The organism is Natronorubrum halophilum, assembly GCF_003670115.1.
Lineage (GTDB): Archaea > Halobacteriota > Halobacteria > Halobacteriales > Natrialbaceae > Natronorubrum > Natronorubrum halophilum.
Map to the genome: position 1 here is coordinate 899960 of NZ_QQTY01000002.1, position 15306 is coordinate 915265.

Consider the following 15306-nt stretch of genomic DNA (forward strand, 5'->3'; position numbering starts at 1 on the left):
AACTACGCCGAGACGGTCGTCCTCGCTTCGCTCGGACGCTGCGACTCGTTTCGTTCAAATCCCATCCTCACCACTGTGCATGTGACAGAGTGGGTTGCCCGGACGGCGATTCTCGAGCCCCTCGAGCCTACTGGTAGGACAGTTCGAGGTCGCGCGCTCGGCCCAGCAGGTCCTCGTCGTAGTACGTTTCAGTCTGCTCGGGGCGGGTCCCGTCGATCGCACGGACCTGCTGGATCGTATTGCGGAAGACCTTGAACGTCGCCTCGTCGACCATCTGACCGTCGAGGGTGACCGCGCCGGTCCCCTCGCGTTTGGCCGCGTTGAAGCGCTCGATCTTGCTCACGTCGCGCTCGAGTTCGTCCGGTGTGGGCATGTGGATCGTGTTGGCCTGAATCGTCTGTTTAGGGTAGAGAGACCAGGAGCCGTCGAGTCCGAGGTGGGCCTCGTGTTCGACCTGATCCGCGTAGGCGTCGGCGTTGTAGTAGGTCAGGCCGGCCCGTTCCTTGAACAGGTCGTCGAACGGACCGCCGATACAGAGCAGATCGGCGGCGCTGGCTTCGTTCGAGAGCGCCTCGAGGAGGCCGTCCCAGCGCGGGCGGCCGGTGCCGAGGTCTCGAGCGCCGAGTTCGGCGGCGTAGTCGACGGGGCCGAAGACCAGCGCGGTGAGCCGGGATTCCGCGCCGAACTTCGAAATTTCGCGGAGATCCGAGCGGGCGCGCCCGGTCTCGACGATGATCGAGAGGCGGATCGAGCCGTCCGCGTAGCCGTGTTCGGCTTCGGCTTCCGCGACGACTTCGGCGGCGCGCTCGACGTCTTCGACGCGGCCGACCTTGGGAACGACGACGCCGTCGAGTTCGTCGCCGATCTCGCCGACGAGTCGGTCGATCTGTTCGCGGCCGCGGTCGCGGAAGGACTCGTCCTCGTAGCTCCACTCGACGCGGGGCCAGATCTCGCCGGGGAAGTCGTACTCGGGAACGAGTTCGATCGTGTTCTCGAGCCCCTCGTCTTTCATGTTCGGGGCCGTCCCGTCCTCCATGTCAGGGACGAGCCAGTCGGGAGCCTGGAAGCCCTCGGCCTCGAGGCCCGAACGGAGGTACTTCGCCGAGTCGTCTTTCGGGACGCCGGCCGGTGCGGTCTGGAAGGTTCGGCAGAGTCGGATGTCGTCGGTCATGTGTATGAGGTTGTGTTTGGAGTCGTCTGCAGTCGGTGTCGTGCGTCGATCGAGTCAGCGGGAGCGCTTTCGAATCTCCGCCGTGCGCGTGCCCGAGTAGACGGGTTCGTCGTCCTGGTTGAACGCGACGTGTTCGAACCGGACGGTGCCCGCCTCGTCGCTGCCCGCATCGTCCGTGGCGGAGAGCACGCGCGTGAACGCGTAGACGGTGTCGCCCACCGCGACGAAGGTGTGGAACGATTCGTCGTCGAAGCCGACCTCGCGCCAGGTTCGCTCGTCGGAGCGGGCGTGACCCAGCGCCGTCGAGCGGGTGACGTCGCCGTAGGTGACGATGCCGCCCGACGGCGAGTCGGCCATCACGTCGACGTTGTGGTGTTGTTTGGCCGTGTTGAGCGTCGCGAGGGGCAGGGAGGCGACGGTGACGTCGTCCTGCGTCCGGCCGCGCTCGTGCCGGTAGGCGACGGCCGCATCGCGACCGTCGGCCTCCTCGAGGGCGTCGACGAAGTCCTCGAAGTAGCCGCCGTCGGGTGCGACGAACGCCGCCGGGAGAGTGGGTTCGTCGTCGTCCGCGTCGGCGGCCGCGGCCCCACCGTCGGTTCCCTCACCGTTCCCGTCCGCCGCGACGGGGTCGCGCCGCGGGATCATGTTCGTGCGCTCGTAGGAACAGAGCACGTCGCCGGTCTCGGCGTCCGTTCCACGGGTGCGCCAGGAGACGATGCCGTACTTCGGTCGGGAACTCGAGGTCGCCCTATCGACGACCTCGCTTTCGACGTGGAGTTCGGTGCCCGCGTAGACGGGTGTCTCGGGGAATCGCACGTCGGTGCGGCCGAGGAAGTAACCGCCCTTCTCGCTCAGGTCCTCGACGGTGATACCCAGCGTGGCGGCGGTGAGGTAGTCCGGGTGAATCGGCGGCTCCTCGTAACCGCGGGCTTCGGCGGCGTCGGTCCGCCAGTAGGCGGGGTCGTGGTTGAGCGTCTGGCTCATCCAGGACTCGTTGCCCCAGCGGGTGAGCGTGAGCCCGGGATCGTGTTCGACGACGTCGCCCTCGGCGAAGTCCTCGAAGCAGTTGCCCTTCTCCCTGGTCTCGACCCGCTCGAGCGCCCGCGCGAACGTGTCGGGGTCCGTCAGGTCGATCGGTTGCGGATCGCTTCGCGCTCCGCTCCCGTCGTCGGAGTTTCCTCGCGATTCCCTAGTCATCTGCGGTCACCTCGTCGGTGGTGGTTGTTAACGCTTCCCGTTCGCGTCGGGCGATCGTTCGTCGCATCTCGTTTTCGACGATCATGTAGCCCTCGTCGAAGCCCATGCCGGGCTTTGCGAGCACCTGCGCCGCGTCGGTCGCGAGCGCGACGTGAGCGCAGGCACGCGCTGAGGTGTCTGTCTCGTTGCAGGTTCCGCCGAGGTACGCCCGGGTGTCGGTCCCCTCGCAGTAGCGGACCGCCTGTCCGCTGCGGTGGATGCCGCCGAGGTCGGGCGTCTTGATCTGTACGAGATCGGCCGCCTCGGCGTCGACGAACGCCCGGACGTCCTCGAAGGTGTTACACCACTCGTCGGCGACGATGTCGACGGAGACGCCGGCGGCTTTGAGCCCCTCGCGGAGTTCGACCATCGCCTCGATCTGTGCGGGACGGCTGCCGGCGTCCATCGGCCCCTCGATCTGGATCGGGTAGGGTGCGGCGGCGTCCTCGAGTGCGGCGAAGTAGTCGACGACTTCCTCGCGGTCGTAGGGTGCCTCGAAGATCTCGCCGATCATGCCGTAGACGTCGATGTGGAATCGGGGCTCGTAGCCGTCGGGACCGAGTTCCTGCGAGCGTTCGGTCAGCCACTCCACGTACTCGAGCAGCGTCTCGCCGTTCTCGCCGATCTTTTCGACGCTGTTGATCAGCGCGTGTGGCAGGACGGGGACGCCCTTGACGAACATCTTCTCGGTGTTGATGTAGCGATTGTCGCCGGACTGGCCGAAGACGGGCACCGGCTCCGTCGCGGGCTCGGTGCCGAAGGCGTCGGCCAGCACGTCCGTGCGCGTCGCGTTCTCGGCTTCGGCCGCGGCAGCCAGCAGCGCCTGCGAGACGCCGTAGCGAATCGCCGTGTGGAGACGGTCGCCTTCGACCCGCATCTCCTCGAGTAACTCGGCGTTCTCGAGGAACGCCGTCGCGTCGCGCCCCTCGAGTTCGTCGGCGACGGGGCCTTCGATGATCGGGGCGTACTCCTCGGCTTTGAACAGCGGGTCGCGTCCGCCGGCACCGGAGTACTGGACGGCGGCGCAGTCGCCGCGGACGACGGTGCCGTCCGCGAGTTCGACGTCGACGATGATGCTCTCGCCGGCCTGGCGAATCTCGTCGAAGCCGTCGGTAACGGGCTCACCGTCGTAGATGAAGCCGTCGTGTTCGGCACCGTGCTTGATCGCGCGCTGGTCGTCGAAGAAGAACCCGGCGTAGCCGGGCGTGGCGTACATTCCTGTAATGATCATGGTTTAACGTCACCCTGCGGTCGGCCGATGAGTTTGCCGTCGCTGATCGCGTCGACGTCGTCCGCGACCATTCGGAACGACTGTTTGCGACCCTCGGTGTCCGCGCGTTGGGACAGTCGGGCCTTGTGAATCTCCTTGATGTCGTCGTCCATCTCGAGGTCGGCCCACTCGAAGATGCGGACGCGACCGTCGTCGTCTCGAGCGGGGAGCACGGCACCGGCCGCGCTGTCGCTGGGGGCGAACGGCACGTCGAGCGCGCCGGAGTCGAAGGCCTTGAGGGTTCCCTGGACGACGTCGCCGTCGCCGTGTTCGAAGATGGTATCCATCAGACAGCGCGTCTCGCGCTCGATGAGATCCTGTTCTTCCTCGATGCCGTCGATATCGATCTGCTGTTCGATGGCCATGTCGATGACCTGTCGCGTGGTGCGCAGGCCCGCGGAGTTCGCTTCCATGGTCGGCACGCCCTGGAACTCCTGTGGAGACTTGGTGATGACCTTGTCCGGTTGGGCGATGGCGGCGGTCATTCCTCCGAAGCTGATCACGCCGTTGGCGCGAGCCTCGTCCGGCGGGAAGCCCCCCATCCACTCGTGGAAAACGGTGGTGACGACGACCTCGTCGGGCAGGTACTCCCTGCCCAGCTTCTTGAGCGCGTTCAGTGCGGCGACGTCCTGGACGACGTTGCCGACCTGTCCGTAGCCGAGCGTGAGCGAGCGCACGCCCTGCGTCGCGGCCAGTTTCCCCTCCACGATCATGATCGCGATCGCGATCGAAGGCGGGACGAGCGTCCCCGTGAGGGGACCGAAGGGCTCGCGGTTGATCCGCACGCCGCGTTCGGTATAGGCACCCGCCAGCCGGTCGACGAACTGCCACTTCTCGATGGTCTCCGCGAGTCCGTGGCGTTTCGTGTACGGAATGTTGTAGGAGATCGGGCCGCCCTCGAAGCTCTGGAAGCCGCCGGCGAAGGTGATCGCCGCGAGGAGTCGGGCGTCCGGCGTCCCGTGACGAACCTCGATCGGCGCGTCGACCGCGTCGATCAGTTTGCGACAGCCGTCGACGCCGTGGTTGACGGCCGGGAAGCCGTTGAGCGTGTCGTCACCCGTCTCGCGGGCCTTCTCGAGGCCCTGTTGGGCCTTCTCGTACTCGTTATCGCGCGTGTACGAGTCGATCGTGGTCGGAATGAGATCCGCCTTCCCCTCTTCGAGAAGGTACTGTGAGAGCTCGATCTGATCGTCGAGCCGAGGAACGCCGGCTCGAGGCTGGAGGAGCGGCTTGTCGGCCGACTCCAGAACGTCCGCGAACCGCTTGCGCTCGGGCAGCGATTCGTGGTACGCGATCGCCTCCTCGAAATCGACGGCGTCGCCGGTGTGCCAGTCGGATCGGATCTCTTCGTCGATACGCCGTAGCTCGTCGGAGGGAATACGTTCGTCTCGTATCATCTAGGAACTGATGGTAGCGCGTTCCGACTCGGTCGGTGTGATCTGCAGATCCTGTCGGAGGGCCGCGATCGCGTCTTCGGGGTCCGTTTCGGAGTCGAAGACGCGGTCGAAGCCGAGCTCTCGGAACGTCCGTCTGGTCTGCTCGAAGTCGTCCTGACCGACGGCGAGGTTGCCGCCGATGTAGGAGACGGCGTCGACACCGGCCGCCTCGAGAACCTGATGGAACCCCTGACAGTCTTGCTCGGCGTGGCCGTAGAGCGAAGAGACCAGTACGGCCTCGGCGTCGTGGTCTACCGCCGCCTCGGCGAACTCCTCCTGGGAGGTCTGAACACCGAGGTTGACAACGTCGAAGCCTGCTGCACTGAAGGCCTGCTCTAAGATTGTGATTCCAACGACGTGGGCGTCGGAGCCGATCACGCCGAGGACGACCGTTTGGGACATCGTATGCAGAACCATGAGGAACTACCCTATAAACCTAATGATCTTCCATGATAATACTCCTTAAACATCCTAACAGCGTCCCTATGGTACGACCTCACAACATACATGATCTATGGTAAGGGTTTTGGTCGTGTGTGGGAACGGCCAGTACATGGGAGCGCTCTCGAATCTCCGTGTGCTGGACCTGACCCAGGTGCTTGCCGGACCGTACTGTACGATGTTACTCGCGGACATGGGTGCGGACGTCGTCAAAATCGAACGCCCCGGCGGGGACCTCATCCGATCGAATCCGCCGTTCGTGGACGACGCCGAGGCGGAAGCCTACGGCGGGTACTTCCAGAGCGTCAACCGCGGCAAGCGGAGTATCGAACTGGACTTCGGCGACGACGAGGACCGCGCGGACTTCCTCTCGCTCGTCGAAACCGCTGACATCGTCGTCGAGAACTACCGCGCGGGAACGATGGAGAAGTACGACCTGAGCTACGAGACGCTGACGGAGTACAACTCCGATCTCATCTACTCCTCGATCCGCGGCTTCGGCGACCCGCGCACGGGAGAAACCGACCGGCAGGGCCAGCCCTCCTTCGACCTCATCGCGCAGGCGCTCGGGGGCGTCATGGAGATCACGGGACAGGAAGACGGGCCGCCGACGAAAACCGGCCCCGGCGTGGGCGATCTGTTTACGGCGACGCTGAACTGCATCGGCATCCTCGCGGCGGTCAACCACCGCGAGCAGACCGGCGAGGGCCAGTACGTCGACACGGCCATGTACGACTCGATGCTCAGCTTCACCGAACGGGCAATCTACCAGCAGTCCTACGCCGGCGAAGCCCCGACCCGGCGGGGGAACTCCCACCCGACGCTGTTTCCCTACGACGCCTTCGAAACCGACGACGGCTACGTCGTCATCGCCGCCTTCGGCACCAATCACTGGCAAGAGGTCTGTAACGCGATGGGGCGCGAGGATCTCGCCGAGGAGTACCCCACCGCCGCGGAACGCCTCGAGCACCGCGAGGCCCTGCGCGAGGAACTCGTCGACTGGACGGCCGAGCGGACCAACGACGAACTCATCGATACCCTCGAGGGTCGCGTGCCGGTCGCGCCGGTCCAGACCACCGAGGAGATCTTCGAGGATCCCCACGTGGACGCTCGAGACATGCTGGTGGCGGTCGAACAGCCCGGAGCCGACCGAGACGTCGAGATCGCCGGCAACCCGATCAAGATGTCCAAAACGACGCCGGAGCCGCGGGGAAGGGCACCGCTGCTCGATGAACACCGCGAAGACGTACTGGGCGAGGAAGCGGACGCCGAGAAGCCGGCCGACGACTGATACGGATCGGTGTACCGTTTTCCGACGGACCGTACGAGGCGGACCGGTCCGCTCACCGTGCGATTCTGTCTTGTTCCCGTTTTCGCGCGCGTACGAACGGCTACGTTCTCCGCCCCGGCTGTGACCGAACTGTCAGGCTCAGCGGGGCTGTTGCCGGGTCAACGCTCAAGTCGAACGAACTCGACAACGTGATCACGTCGATTCCGTCGCCGACTCGATCACGCGTCGACGGTTCGAGAACCACGCCAATCATGGTCGATGACTCACCAGCCGAGACGAGTACCGACGATTCTCGCCTCTCGCGTCGCGGCTACCTCCTCGCGGCCGGCGGCCTGGGGGCCGGTCTGGCGGGTGGCTACGCGGGGTACCGCCATCTCCTCGAGGGGCGGCCGGACGATTCGCCCCCGCTCGGTGACCCGCCGGAGCGACGGGAGGATTTCCTCTGGCTCGGGGGCACCCTCTGGCGCGACGACGCGGTCCGGGAGAATCTCTTCGCGTTCGCGCGCCGCCACGACCTCGCGGTCGTGCTCGTAAAGACCCACTCGAGCGAAACGCCCCTCGACGAGAACCTCGAGGCGCTGTTGACCGCCGCGAGCGAGTTCGATCTCGAGGTCTGGCTCAACGTCGGACTGCTAAACGACATCCACGCCGAGGCGTTCGTCTCCGACGACGACGCCCGCGAGCGGCACCTCGATCGGCTCAGGGAGGTCGCGCGCCTTCACGGCGACCTGTTCGATACCGGACGCATCATCCTCTGGCAGGAGGCACCGGTCATGGGGCAGTGGGTCGAGGGCGGCGACTGGAACGAAGCGGCGGTCGACAACCTGATCGAGTTCGGTCCGGAGATCTTCGACGCCCAGAAGCGGGCCATCGAGGGGGCGAACGACGCGCTCGACGTCGGCCTCTTCGTCCACTTTCCGTACATCGTCGACTCGAAGCGACCCGAGGTGTTCGAGGCGCTCGCGCGAGGCCTCCGGCGTCGAAACGCGGATCCCGACTTCGCGGTCGTCGATTTCTACCGGGGCTGGTACGAGAAGGACGTCGGGCCGGAACGGGCCGACGAAGCCGTCCGCAGCCTCGTCACGAACGCGCGTGTGGCGCTCGAGAACCGACCCGTGTTCTACCTCGGACAGAGCCACACCATCAACCCGAACCACACGCCGAGCAAGCAGGCGATGCGGATGAATCTGCGGGCCTCGATCGACGCCGGGGCGGCCGGCCTGAGCTGGTACGCTCGCAGCGGGTACGAGCCGACCGAGAGCGGGTTCGATCCCTTCGTGCCGAACGTCGAGGGGGCCGAACTCGACGGCGACTCGATCAACACGGTGACGATCGCCCGCGACCGGTTCCTGTACCCGTGGCTGGCGACGCTCGAAACCGGGCACGGGTTCGACGCGGACGAAGCGTTCGATCTCTGGCTGCTCGGCGACGGCTTCGACTTCCACGACCACCGGCTGTCGGTACGCACCGCCGACGGGACGTGGGAGTACGTCGGTGACTTCGGCGGGTACGCCGACGGCGACTACCCCGACGGCAGCGAGGCCACCGACCGAGCGACCGTTTTTCGCGCGCTGGATCGCGACCGCCTCCTCGAGGACGGCGCGCTCGAGTGTCGAATCGAGACGGTCGCGGGAAGTTCCGGGGCCGACCTGCGGTCAGCGTTCGCGATGCCCTGCGACCCGGACGCCTACGTGAGCGAGCGAGACGCCGCGGCGTTCGCCCGCGAGGACGCGCCGCTCGAGGCGGTCAGTCTCGGACACGCGAGCGAGCGCACCGCGTTAGCGCCGGGCGAACGGCAACGGGTCACGGTTCCCGTCGACGGGCGGGGAGCGTCGCTCGAGCGGCTCCCCCACCCCGACCACCTCGAGGTACTCGATCGGCTGGCGGCGTTCGAAGAGCGCGAGGACGTCGATCCGTCTACTCGCTTCGATCTCTGGGTTCGGGGCTCGGATCTCGCGGATCCGTCCGCCGTCCCGCCGATTCTCGACACGGACGGAAACGAGCGAGCGCCCGCGGACGTCGGCATCGTCGCGTCGACGGACGACGCCGCCGTCTGTTACGGGCTCGAGCGCGAGCGATTCCTCGCGGACGGCGGACTCGAACTGGCCGACGGGACGGATGCCTCCGTCGAGACGGCCTACGCGATGCCGTACGCCGGCCGTGCTACGTTCCGCTCGCCCGCTCGAGTCGCCGAACTGCTTTCCGAGCAGCCCGACGAAGCGGAGATATTCAGCCTCGAGCGCGTGGAACCGGAATGAACTACACTCGGCTATATACAGCACGCAGAACGAGTCGAGGCTGAAATCGGCCGATGGTCCTTCTCGAGAGGTCAGGCCCCGCTCGGAGAGTATATTGTTTGGCTCGCAGACGGTCGAGACACAGCGATCATCGCCCTCGGAAACCGAACGACAAACCGCAACCGAGGAAGAGAATCGAGAGTTACGGTACTGCAGTCTCGAAACCCCCGCTCGAGTCGGTAACGAAATCTCGGTCTCGAGCCCCGTTTACGGACCGAACTCTCATCCCCTCCTGCCGGGTTCGATGGTGGTGTGTCGTAGCCGGTTCGAACCCGCCAGCCGAGAGCCCGGCTACCCGCCGCGGCTCGAGTCCTCCCTATTCGAACTCGAGCACGGGTGGCATCACCCGACAGCCACAGGGGACGGCCGAGCCGGTCGCCGGACCGGACACCGTCGTCGCAACGATCTCGGAGCCACAGCGCGGACACTCGGGGAACGACGCGGACTCGCGGTCCGATTCCTCGGGGTTGCCGTTCACTCCCACGGCGAAACCCCTCCAATCCGCACTGCTGCTGGTCGATAGCGATGCGTCAGCGTTGCGGGATGTTTATATCCCGCCAGAATGTATGCAATCATGGCTTTGACCCTTGCGGGTTGGAAGCCACGTCTCGGGTGTCATCACCACCCGGGGCATTTCGATACCCCCGTATGGAGTGTGGATTCCGTTCTGATTGTTGAACTATGGCATCTTATATCTACTGGATATTAGGGGAAACGAGGTGTCGGTTCTCGAGTCAGGACGGAGAAAGCGGGCTCGAGTCGGCGAACTCGAGGACCGACTCGAGACAGTGTGAAAAGGAGCTACGAGGGGTCGACGCCGGTGATGTTGCGACGATCCGCGTCGATCTCCTGGCGTCCGAGATGCGTGATCTTGTAGAACGTCTGGCGGCCGTCACCGTCGTCGGGTGCGCCGGTCCGCGCGACGAGCCCGACGTCGACGAGTTTGCCGAGGTGGTGGCTGAGGTCGAAGCTGTCATCGTCGATCGCGCCGGCGAGTTCCGCTCGCGCGACCTCGTCTCGTTCCCGGAGGAGGAACAGGATCGCGTACCGTCTCTCGTCGCCGAGCGCTGCTTTTCGGGTGGCGTGATCGGCGAGCGTTCCCATACTGCCGTCGAAGAGCCGCTGGTCAACGTACTGTTCGAGATCGCCGTCGTCGGGCGTGGACGTCGTGTAAGCGGTTTCAGCGGCCATCGTTGGCTGGACGTACGGCGTGGTGCTGTATGAGGGTGGCGGTTACAGAGAATATATTCTTTGTTTTTCGTTTATATTTCCTGCGTGCGTTTTCTCACGAGTTATGAATAGTCCTTTTGCCCCCGTACGACGGGCGTTCCGGACGCCGCCCATCCCAAACCGTCGCTGGTGTCGACTCGAGTCGCGTCCCTCCCGCCAGGCCGGAGAGTAACCCTTTTGCGGGACCCCCGCACACGTCCCCGTATGGACTGGCCACACGATCCCGACGGCGAGGAAGCGAGCGAAGGGATGCGCAAGTTTGACATGCGGATCATCGCGGACAAAGTCGACGACGAGGAGGACTTCCCGATGAAGCGCGACGAGTTCGTCGCGGAGCACGGCGACGATCCGATCCGGATCAACTACAAGCGGGTCGTCCCGATGCGCGAAATCTTCGAGTACGTCGAACCGGAGGAGTTCGAGACGATCCTCGACATGCACAAGGCGGTCGGCAACGCGATGCGCGCTGGCGATTTCTGGGAGTACCACCCGAAGGGTGCCGACCCGGAAAAGAAACACGCCTGAGCACCGACTCGGGTCGCCCGACGCTCGCCTGTTCTCCCCGTCTCGAATCTGGATTACGTATCACTTATACGACGGCGTTCGAAAGGATTCGTCACCGTGACTACTACGCAGGTGACGCTCGTTCAGATCGACAACTACGGGCCGTGGACGGTGACACCGGAGCCCCGACGGGAGGCTGATCTGCAGACGCTTCAGTCCCGGCTCTACGCCGACATCTCTCAGTTCGTCGGGAACCGCGGCGGCTACACCTTCTTCACTCGCTTCGACAACATGATCGCCGTCACGAACGGCCTCGACCTCGCGGACCACGCGCTCCTTCAGGAGTCCGTCGGCAACCGCTACCCCGTGACGCTCAGTTTCGGCGTCGCGACCGACGCCAGCCCCGTACGGGCCCTCGCAGACGCGACGAAGTACGTCCAGGACGCCGGCAGCGCACAGGACAAGAACCGACAGGAGTGTCTCGAGGGGCGCGTCCTTGAAGACGATCACCGAACCGACGAGGACGTCCAGATCGCACACTTCGACGTCATCAACGCGACCGGCCAGTACACCGACGAACTCAACGCCTTCGACACGTTCATCGAGATCGAACAGGGGTACGCCGAACTCATGCGCCACATGCGCTACGCCCACGAGAGCCTCTCCTTTTTCGTCGGCGGCGACAACATCATCGTCGTCTGTCCGGAGCTCACGGAAGCGGACTACGAGGAGGCGGTCTCTCACGTCGAAGAAGCCGTCGACGTCGAACTGCAGGTGGGTGCCGGTCGCGGTACGAGCGCCCACGACGCCGGATTCGCCGCGAAACACGCCCTCGAGTGCTGTCGAGCCAACGGCACCCGAGTCGAACTCGACTGGGAATAGCTTCCGAGTTCGGCGGCTACGGGAGGAGAGACGCCTCGAGAGGCGAACTACGGATCTTCGTGACGGATTTGCTTAAGTGTGGTGGAGGTAGCTTTTAGCCGATGTGTGGCCATTGTTCACATATGGAATCGGAACTGTCGGTCAGGGATGTCCTGACGACCGAATACGTCGGTGTCAGCGAATCGGACACCGTTCGCGGCGCAGTCGAGTTGATGCGTCAAGAGCGAGCGAGTTGCGTCCTCGTCGTTCGCGGCAGCGACCCCGTCGGCATCATGACCGAGTGGGACGTGCTCGGCGTCGTTGCCGATGACCACGAACCGTCCGACACCACCATCGGCGACGTGATGACGTCGCCCGTCATCACGTTCGGTTCGAACCGATCGCTAACCGACGCGGCCAGCACGATGGCCCGCGAGAACATCCGCAACATCGTGGTCGAAGACGGCGACGGCGTGATCGGGTTGCTCACCCAGCGAGACGTCATCGCCGCCGCGGGCTCGTTCCAGGCCGCGATGAAACCGACGCGCTCGAGCGCGCTCGAGGAGAGTCGATCGACGGACGAGCGTGTCGGACAGATCGCGCCCGAATCCGGCGAGGAGACCGAGTCGACGCTGCTCCCGAACGGCGGCGACGAGTACACCACCCAGGGAGTCTGTGAGGCCTGCGGAACCCTCGCAGATGCGCTGTGGGATGCAAACGGCCAGCTGGTCTGTGCGGATTGCCGGACGGTTTGACCGCTCCCCGTCGAACGATCCCCTCGAGTCGTCACTGGTCGCACAGTACAGCCGGCGTCACTGCTTCGTGTCAACAGTCACCGACGGCAATTAATCCGATAGAAAGACCTTTCGGGGGCGGCGATGCACTGACCGATAATGACCGATACCCTCGACGACCTCGACGTCGAAGGGACTACCGTCGGCGTTCGCGTCGACGTCAACAGCCCCATCGGTGACGATGACACGCTCGCCGACGACGCCCGACTGCGTGCCCACGTCGACACCCTCTCGGAACTGCTCGATCGTGGCGGCCGGGTCGCCGTCCTCGCCCACCAGGGCCGTCCCGGCGGTGACGACTTCGTCTCTCTCGAGTCCCACGCGGACCGCCTCTCGGAACTTCTCGAGCGTCCCGTCGAGTACGTCGATGCGACGTTCAGCGACGCCGCCCGCGACGCCGTCATCGACCTCGAAAACGGCGACTGCGTCGTCCTCGAGAACACGCGCTTCTACAGCGAGGAGTACATGGAGTTCGAGCCCGAGCGAGCGGCCCAGACGCATCTCGTGGCAGGGCTCGCGCCGGTACTCGACGCCTACGTCAACGATGCGTTCGCCGCGGCCCACCGCTCACAGCCGTCGCTCGTCGGATTTCCGACCGTACTGCCCGGCTACGCCGGCCGCGTGATGGAGTCCGAACTCGACGTGCTGGGGTCGATCGAGGAGACGCCCGAACCGCGCGTCTACTGCCTCGGCGGCGCGAAAGTCACCGACTCGATCGACGTCGCCTGGAACGTCCTCGAGAAGGGCCTCGCCGATCACGTCCTGACCGCGGGCGTCGTCGGCAACGTCTTCCTCATCGCCGACGGCGTCGACCTCGGCGACGCGAGTTCCGACTTCATCTACGATCAGGGCTACTGGGACGAGATCGATCGCGCCGCCGACCTGCTCGACGCCTACGGCGAGCACGTCGCGATCCCGCGCGACGTGGCCGTCGAGCGCGACGGCGAACGACACGAAATCGGCGTCAACGCCCTCCCGCCGGGGAACGGCGAGGCCGCGATGGACATCGGCGAATCGACGCTCTCGTACTATCGGCGGATTCTCGAGAACGCCGGCACGGTGATCCTCAACGGTCCCGCCGGCGTCTTCGAGGAGGCGGCCTTCGAGACCGGAACCCGAGAGCTCTACAACGCTGCGACGGACGTCGAGACGAGCATCGTCGGCGGCGGCGACACCGCCTCGGCCCTGCGACGGCTCGGCCTCGAGGGGTTCTCCCACGTCAGCACCGGCGGCGGTGCCGCGTTACGGATGCTCACTGCGGAACCACTGCCTGCCGTCACAGCACTCGACGATGGTCCCTACCAACAACAGCCAGCCGACGATTGAGATCGAACACGCGTCTCAGGACGATATCGAGGCGGTCACGGATCTCTGGGTTCGCCTCGCTCGCGACCAGCGCGAGTACGAGTCCTACGTCCGGGCTGCCGACAACCGCGAGACGATGCGTGCCACCCTCTCAGCCCACCAGGTCAACGGCGGCCTGCTCGTTGCCCGCCTCGATAGGGAGGTTATCGGCTTTACCTCCTTCACCATCGAACGTGGCTCGCTCGAACTCGACGGCACCCGCGGGCTCCTCTCGAACCTGTACGTCGATCCTGCCGCCCGCGATCGGGGCGTCGGGTCGGCACTACTCGAGGCCGCCGAGGAGACCCTCCGTGAACAGGGCGCGGACGTGATGATCCTCGAGGTGATGGCCGAAAACGAGGACGCGCGGCGGTTTTACAGGCGACAGGGGTACGACACCTACCGGGTCGCGATGGAGCGCTCGCTCGAGGACGAGGGGGCGTCCGAAAACGATACACATTCAAAGGAGGACGGCTAATCGAAAACTGCGCCAGGGGAGCATGGGGGGTTCATGCACTCGACTTGTAATCGAGACTCCCGGGGTTCAAATCCCTGCCCTGGCTTATATTCTCGGACTCAAAACCTCTACCGACGGGTATTGGCGCTTTTGGGAACCGATCGTTCCCGATATCCGAACCGCTTGTTCAACGCCCCTTCTGACAGTGCAGGGTGTTTCGCGTGACGACCTCCTCGTCGCCGGCGCTCGGCGCGGCCGTCAGGACGAGGTGACTACTGTCCGCGACACCGTGCGACCGGCTGTTCGATCCCGGCGACGTCGAACGCGACGAGGACGAGCCGCGGGGGTCGCTCAACCACCCATCCACGGCCGCGTTTCGACCGTTCGATCGTTATAACGTCGGCTCGATTTCGTCGGGTCGGTAGGTCGTCCGTGTCGCGTCGTTTCTCTCTCGAATGCGCGGACGACAGGTAAACGCGATCGCTGCTTTTGAGAGAATACATGACTATCATGATTTCGATAACGTTTAATATCGTCTAACGTCGTTGACACGACATGACTACCGACCAGTCGGGCTACAAGTTGCGGTTTCGTGCGGGAGGGTTCGAGCAACAGGTAATCTACCTGATTATGCTGCTTCAGGCGACTCTGGTGGTGCTCCTCGTCTTTCTGTCGATGTGGTGGGTTCACTTCACCATCAGCGCCTGGTTTAGTCCACGGGGATCGATCACGGATACCCTCGTGGCAGTTCCGTTCTTGGTCGGGATCGCGGTGATGATCGCCCTGTTCAACTATCTGTATGAGTAGTTCTCCGCTCTCCTTCCCCGCTCGAATCCTTTCAGGTCGGCGTTGCCGGCCGCCACTGAAGCCGCTATCGCGGCGTGCCTGTCTCGAAGCGACGCCCGCTACGCCCGTTGTCCCTACGACCGGTCAGACTCGAGATCGAACGCGCGTTCCCGACGATCTCGAGGAAT

At 64.9% G+C, this 15306-nt stretch carries 15 protein-coding genes and 1 tRNA gene; 9 read left to right on the top strand and 7 right to left on the bottom strand.

The window, feature by feature from the left end; translation table 11 throughout:
* Positions 1 to 127: 127 nt before the first annotated feature.
* Genes citE through glmS form a run of 5 tightly spaced genes read right to left on the bottom strand, consistent with a single transcriptional unit; the run spans position 128 to position 5530 of the window.
* Positions 128 to 1171, bottom strand: a complete 1044-nt coding sequence (citE, locus tag DWB23_RS10565) for an L-malyl-CoA/beta-methylmalyl-CoA lyase (RefSeq protein WP_121742758.1) — start codon at positions 1169 to 1171, stop codon at positions 128 to 130.
* Between the two features lie 54 nt (positions 1172 to 1225).
* Positions 1226 to 2368 (bottom strand): 2-methylfumaryl-CoA hydratase, encoded by a 1143-nt coding sequence (gene mch / locus DWB23_RS10570; protein ID WP_121742759.1) that lies wholly within the window; start codon positions 2366 to 2368, stop codon positions 1226 to 1228.
* Positions 2361 to 3638: a methylaspartate ammonia-lyase gene (locus DWB23_RS10575; protein WP_121742760.1), complete on the bottom strand. Its 1278-nt coding sequence runs from the start codon at positions 3636 to 3638 to the stop codon at positions 2361 to 2363. The genes mch and DWB23_RS10575 overlap by 8 nt, the downstream gene beginning before the upstream one ends.
* Positions 3635 to 5074, bottom strand: coding sequence for a methylaspartate mutase subunit E (locus DWB23_RS10580; RefSeq protein ID WP_121742761.1), 1440 nt, complete (start codon positions 5072 to 5074; stop codon positions 3635 to 3637). Before DWB23_RS10580 ends, DWB23_RS10575 begins: the two co-directional genes overlap by 4 nt.
* Positions 5075 to 5530, bottom strand: coding sequence for a methylaspartate mutase subunit S (glmS, locus tag DWB23_RS10585; protein WP_121742762.1), 456 nt, complete (start codon positions 5528 to 5530; stop codon positions 5075 to 5077).
* A gap of 136 nt (positions 5531 to 5666) precedes the next feature.
* On the opposite strand from glmS, the gene mct reads away from it, so the two are divergent.
* Both mct and DWB23_RS10595 read left to right on the top strand, forming a co-directional pair.
* Positions 5667 to 6845 (top strand): succinyl-CoA:mesaconate CoA-transferase, encoded by a 1179-nt coding sequence (gene mct / locus DWB23_RS10590; protein WP_121742763.1) that lies wholly within the window; start codon positions 5667 to 5669, stop codon positions 6843 to 6845.
* 251 nt (positions 6846 to 7096) lie between these two features.
* Positions 7097 to 9103: a hypothetical protein gene (locus DWB23_RS10595; protein ID WP_121742764.1), complete on the top strand. Its 2007-nt coding sequence runs from the start codon at positions 7097 to 7099 to the stop codon at positions 9101 to 9103.
* Positions 9104 to 9458: 355 nt separating this feature from the next.
* On the opposite strand, the gene DWB23_RS23000 is transcribed toward DWB23_RS10595, so the two are convergent.
* On the bottom strand, positions 9459 to 9626 hold the full coding sequence (locus DWB23_RS23000) for a hypothetical protein (RefSeq protein WP_162989793.1): 168 nt from the start codon (positions 9624 to 9626) through the stop codon (positions 9459 to 9461).
* Between the two features lie 317 nt (positions 9627 to 9943).
* Entirely contained in the window at positions 9944 to 10333 is a 390-nt protein-coding gene (locus tag DWB23_RS10600) for a winged helix-turn-helix domain-containing protein (RefSeq protein ID WP_121742765.1), read from the bottom strand.
* A 243-nt stretch (positions 10334 to 10576) separates the two neighbouring features.
* Here DWB23_RS10600 and DWB23_RS10605 point away from each other — a divergent pair, with 243 nt between their 5' ends.
* The 7 genes from DWB23_RS10605 (at position 10577) to DWB23_RS10640 (ending at position 15139) form a co-directional block, all read left to right on the top strand.
* Positions 10577 to 10897 (top strand): DUF5785 family protein, encoded by a 321-nt coding sequence (locus DWB23_RS10605; protein ID WP_121742766.1) that lies wholly within the window; start codon positions 10577 to 10579, stop codon positions 10895 to 10897.
* Between the two features lie 96 nt (positions 10898 to 10993).
* Positions 10994 to 11758, top strand: coding sequence for a GTP cyclohydrolase III (locus DWB23_RS10610; protein ID WP_121742767.1), 765 nt, complete (start codon positions 10994 to 10996; stop codon positions 11756 to 11758).
* Between the two features lie 122 nt (positions 11759 to 11880).
* Positions 11881 to 12492: a CBS domain-containing protein gene (locus DWB23_RS10615; protein WP_121742768.1), complete on the top strand. Its 612-nt coding sequence runs from the start codon at positions 11881 to 11883 to the stop codon at positions 12490 to 12492.
* Between the two features lie 138 nt (positions 12493 to 12630).
* Positions 12631 to 13857 (top strand): phosphoglycerate kinase, encoded by a 1227-nt coding sequence (locus DWB23_RS10620; protein ID WP_121742769.1) that lies wholly within the window; start codon positions 12631 to 12633, stop codon positions 13855 to 13857.
* Positions 13823 to 14353: a GNAT family N-acetyltransferase gene (locus tag DWB23_RS10625; protein WP_121742770.1), complete on the top strand. Its 531-nt coding sequence runs from the start codon at positions 13823 to 13825 to the stop codon at positions 14351 to 14353. The genes DWB23_RS10620 and DWB23_RS10625 overlap by 35 nt, the downstream gene beginning before the upstream one ends.
* Before the next feature lie 11 nt (positions 14354 to 14364).
* A tRNA-Thr gene (locus DWB23_RS10630) sits at positions 14365 to 14438 on the top strand.
* A 449-nt stretch (positions 14439 to 14887) separates the two neighbouring features.
* Positions 14888 to 15139 carry a hypothetical protein gene (locus DWB23_RS10640; RefSeq protein WP_121742772.1) on the top strand — a complete coding sequence of 84 codons (252 nt, stop codon included), beginning with the start codon at positions 14888 to 14890 and terminating at the stop codon, positions 15137 to 15139.
* Positions 15140 to 15306: the final 167 nt, after the last annotated feature.

What these genes read in the sequence shown, in the direction of transcription:
- citE (WP_121742758.1), bottom strand. Translation starts at nt 1,171, where the DNA reads ATGACCGACGACATCCGACTCTGCCGAACCTTCCAGACCGCACCGGCC.
- mch (WP_121742759.1), bottom strand. Translation starts at nt 2,368, where the DNA reads ATGACTAGGGAATCGCGAGGAAACTCCGACGACGGGAGCGGAGCGCGA.
- DWB23_RS10575 (WP_121742760.1), bottom strand. Translation starts at nt 3,638, where the DNA reads ATGATCATTACAGGAATGTACGCCACGCCCGGCTACGCCGGGTTCTTC.
- DWB23_RS10580 (WP_121742761.1), bottom strand. Translation starts at nt 5,074, where the DNA reads ATGATACGAGACGAACGTATTCCCTCCGACGAGCTACGGCGTATCGAC.
- glmS (WP_121742762.1), bottom strand. Translation starts at nt 5,530, where the DNA reads ATGGTTCTGCATACGATGTCCCAAACGGTCGTCCTCGGCGTGATCGGC.
- mct (WP_121742763.1), top strand. Translation starts at nt 5,667, where the DNA reads ATGGGAGCGCTCTCGAATCTCCGTGTGCTGGACCTGACCCAGGTGCTT.
- DWB23_RS10595 (WP_121742764.1), top strand. Translation starts at nt 7,097, where the DNA reads ATGGTCGATGACTCACCAGCCGAGACGAGTACCGACGATTCTCGCCTC.
- DWB23_RS10600 (WP_121742765.1), bottom strand. Translation starts at nt 10,333, where the DNA reads ATGGCCGCTGAAACCGCTTACACGACGTCCACGCCCGACGACGGCGAT.
- DWB23_RS10605 (WP_121742766.1), top strand. Translation starts at nt 10,577, where the DNA reads ATGGACTGGCCACACGATCCCGACGGCGAGGAAGCGAGCGAAGGGATG.
- DWB23_RS10615 (WP_121742768.1), top strand. Translation starts at nt 11,881, where the DNA reads ATGGAATCGGAACTGTCGGTCAGGGATGTCCTGACGACCGAATACGTC.
- DWB23_RS10620 (WP_121742769.1), top strand. Translation starts at nt 12,631, where the DNA reads ATGACCGATACCCTCGACGACCTCGACGTCGAAGGGACTACCGTCGGC.
- DWB23_RS10625 (WP_121742770.1), top strand. Translation starts at nt 13,823, where the DNA reads ATGGTCCCTACCAACAACAGCCAGCCGACGATTGAGATCGAACACGCG.
- DWB23_RS10640 (WP_121742772.1), top strand. Translation starts at nt 14,888, where the DNA reads ATGACTACCGACCAGTCGGGCTACAAGTTGCGGTTTCGTGCGGGAGGG.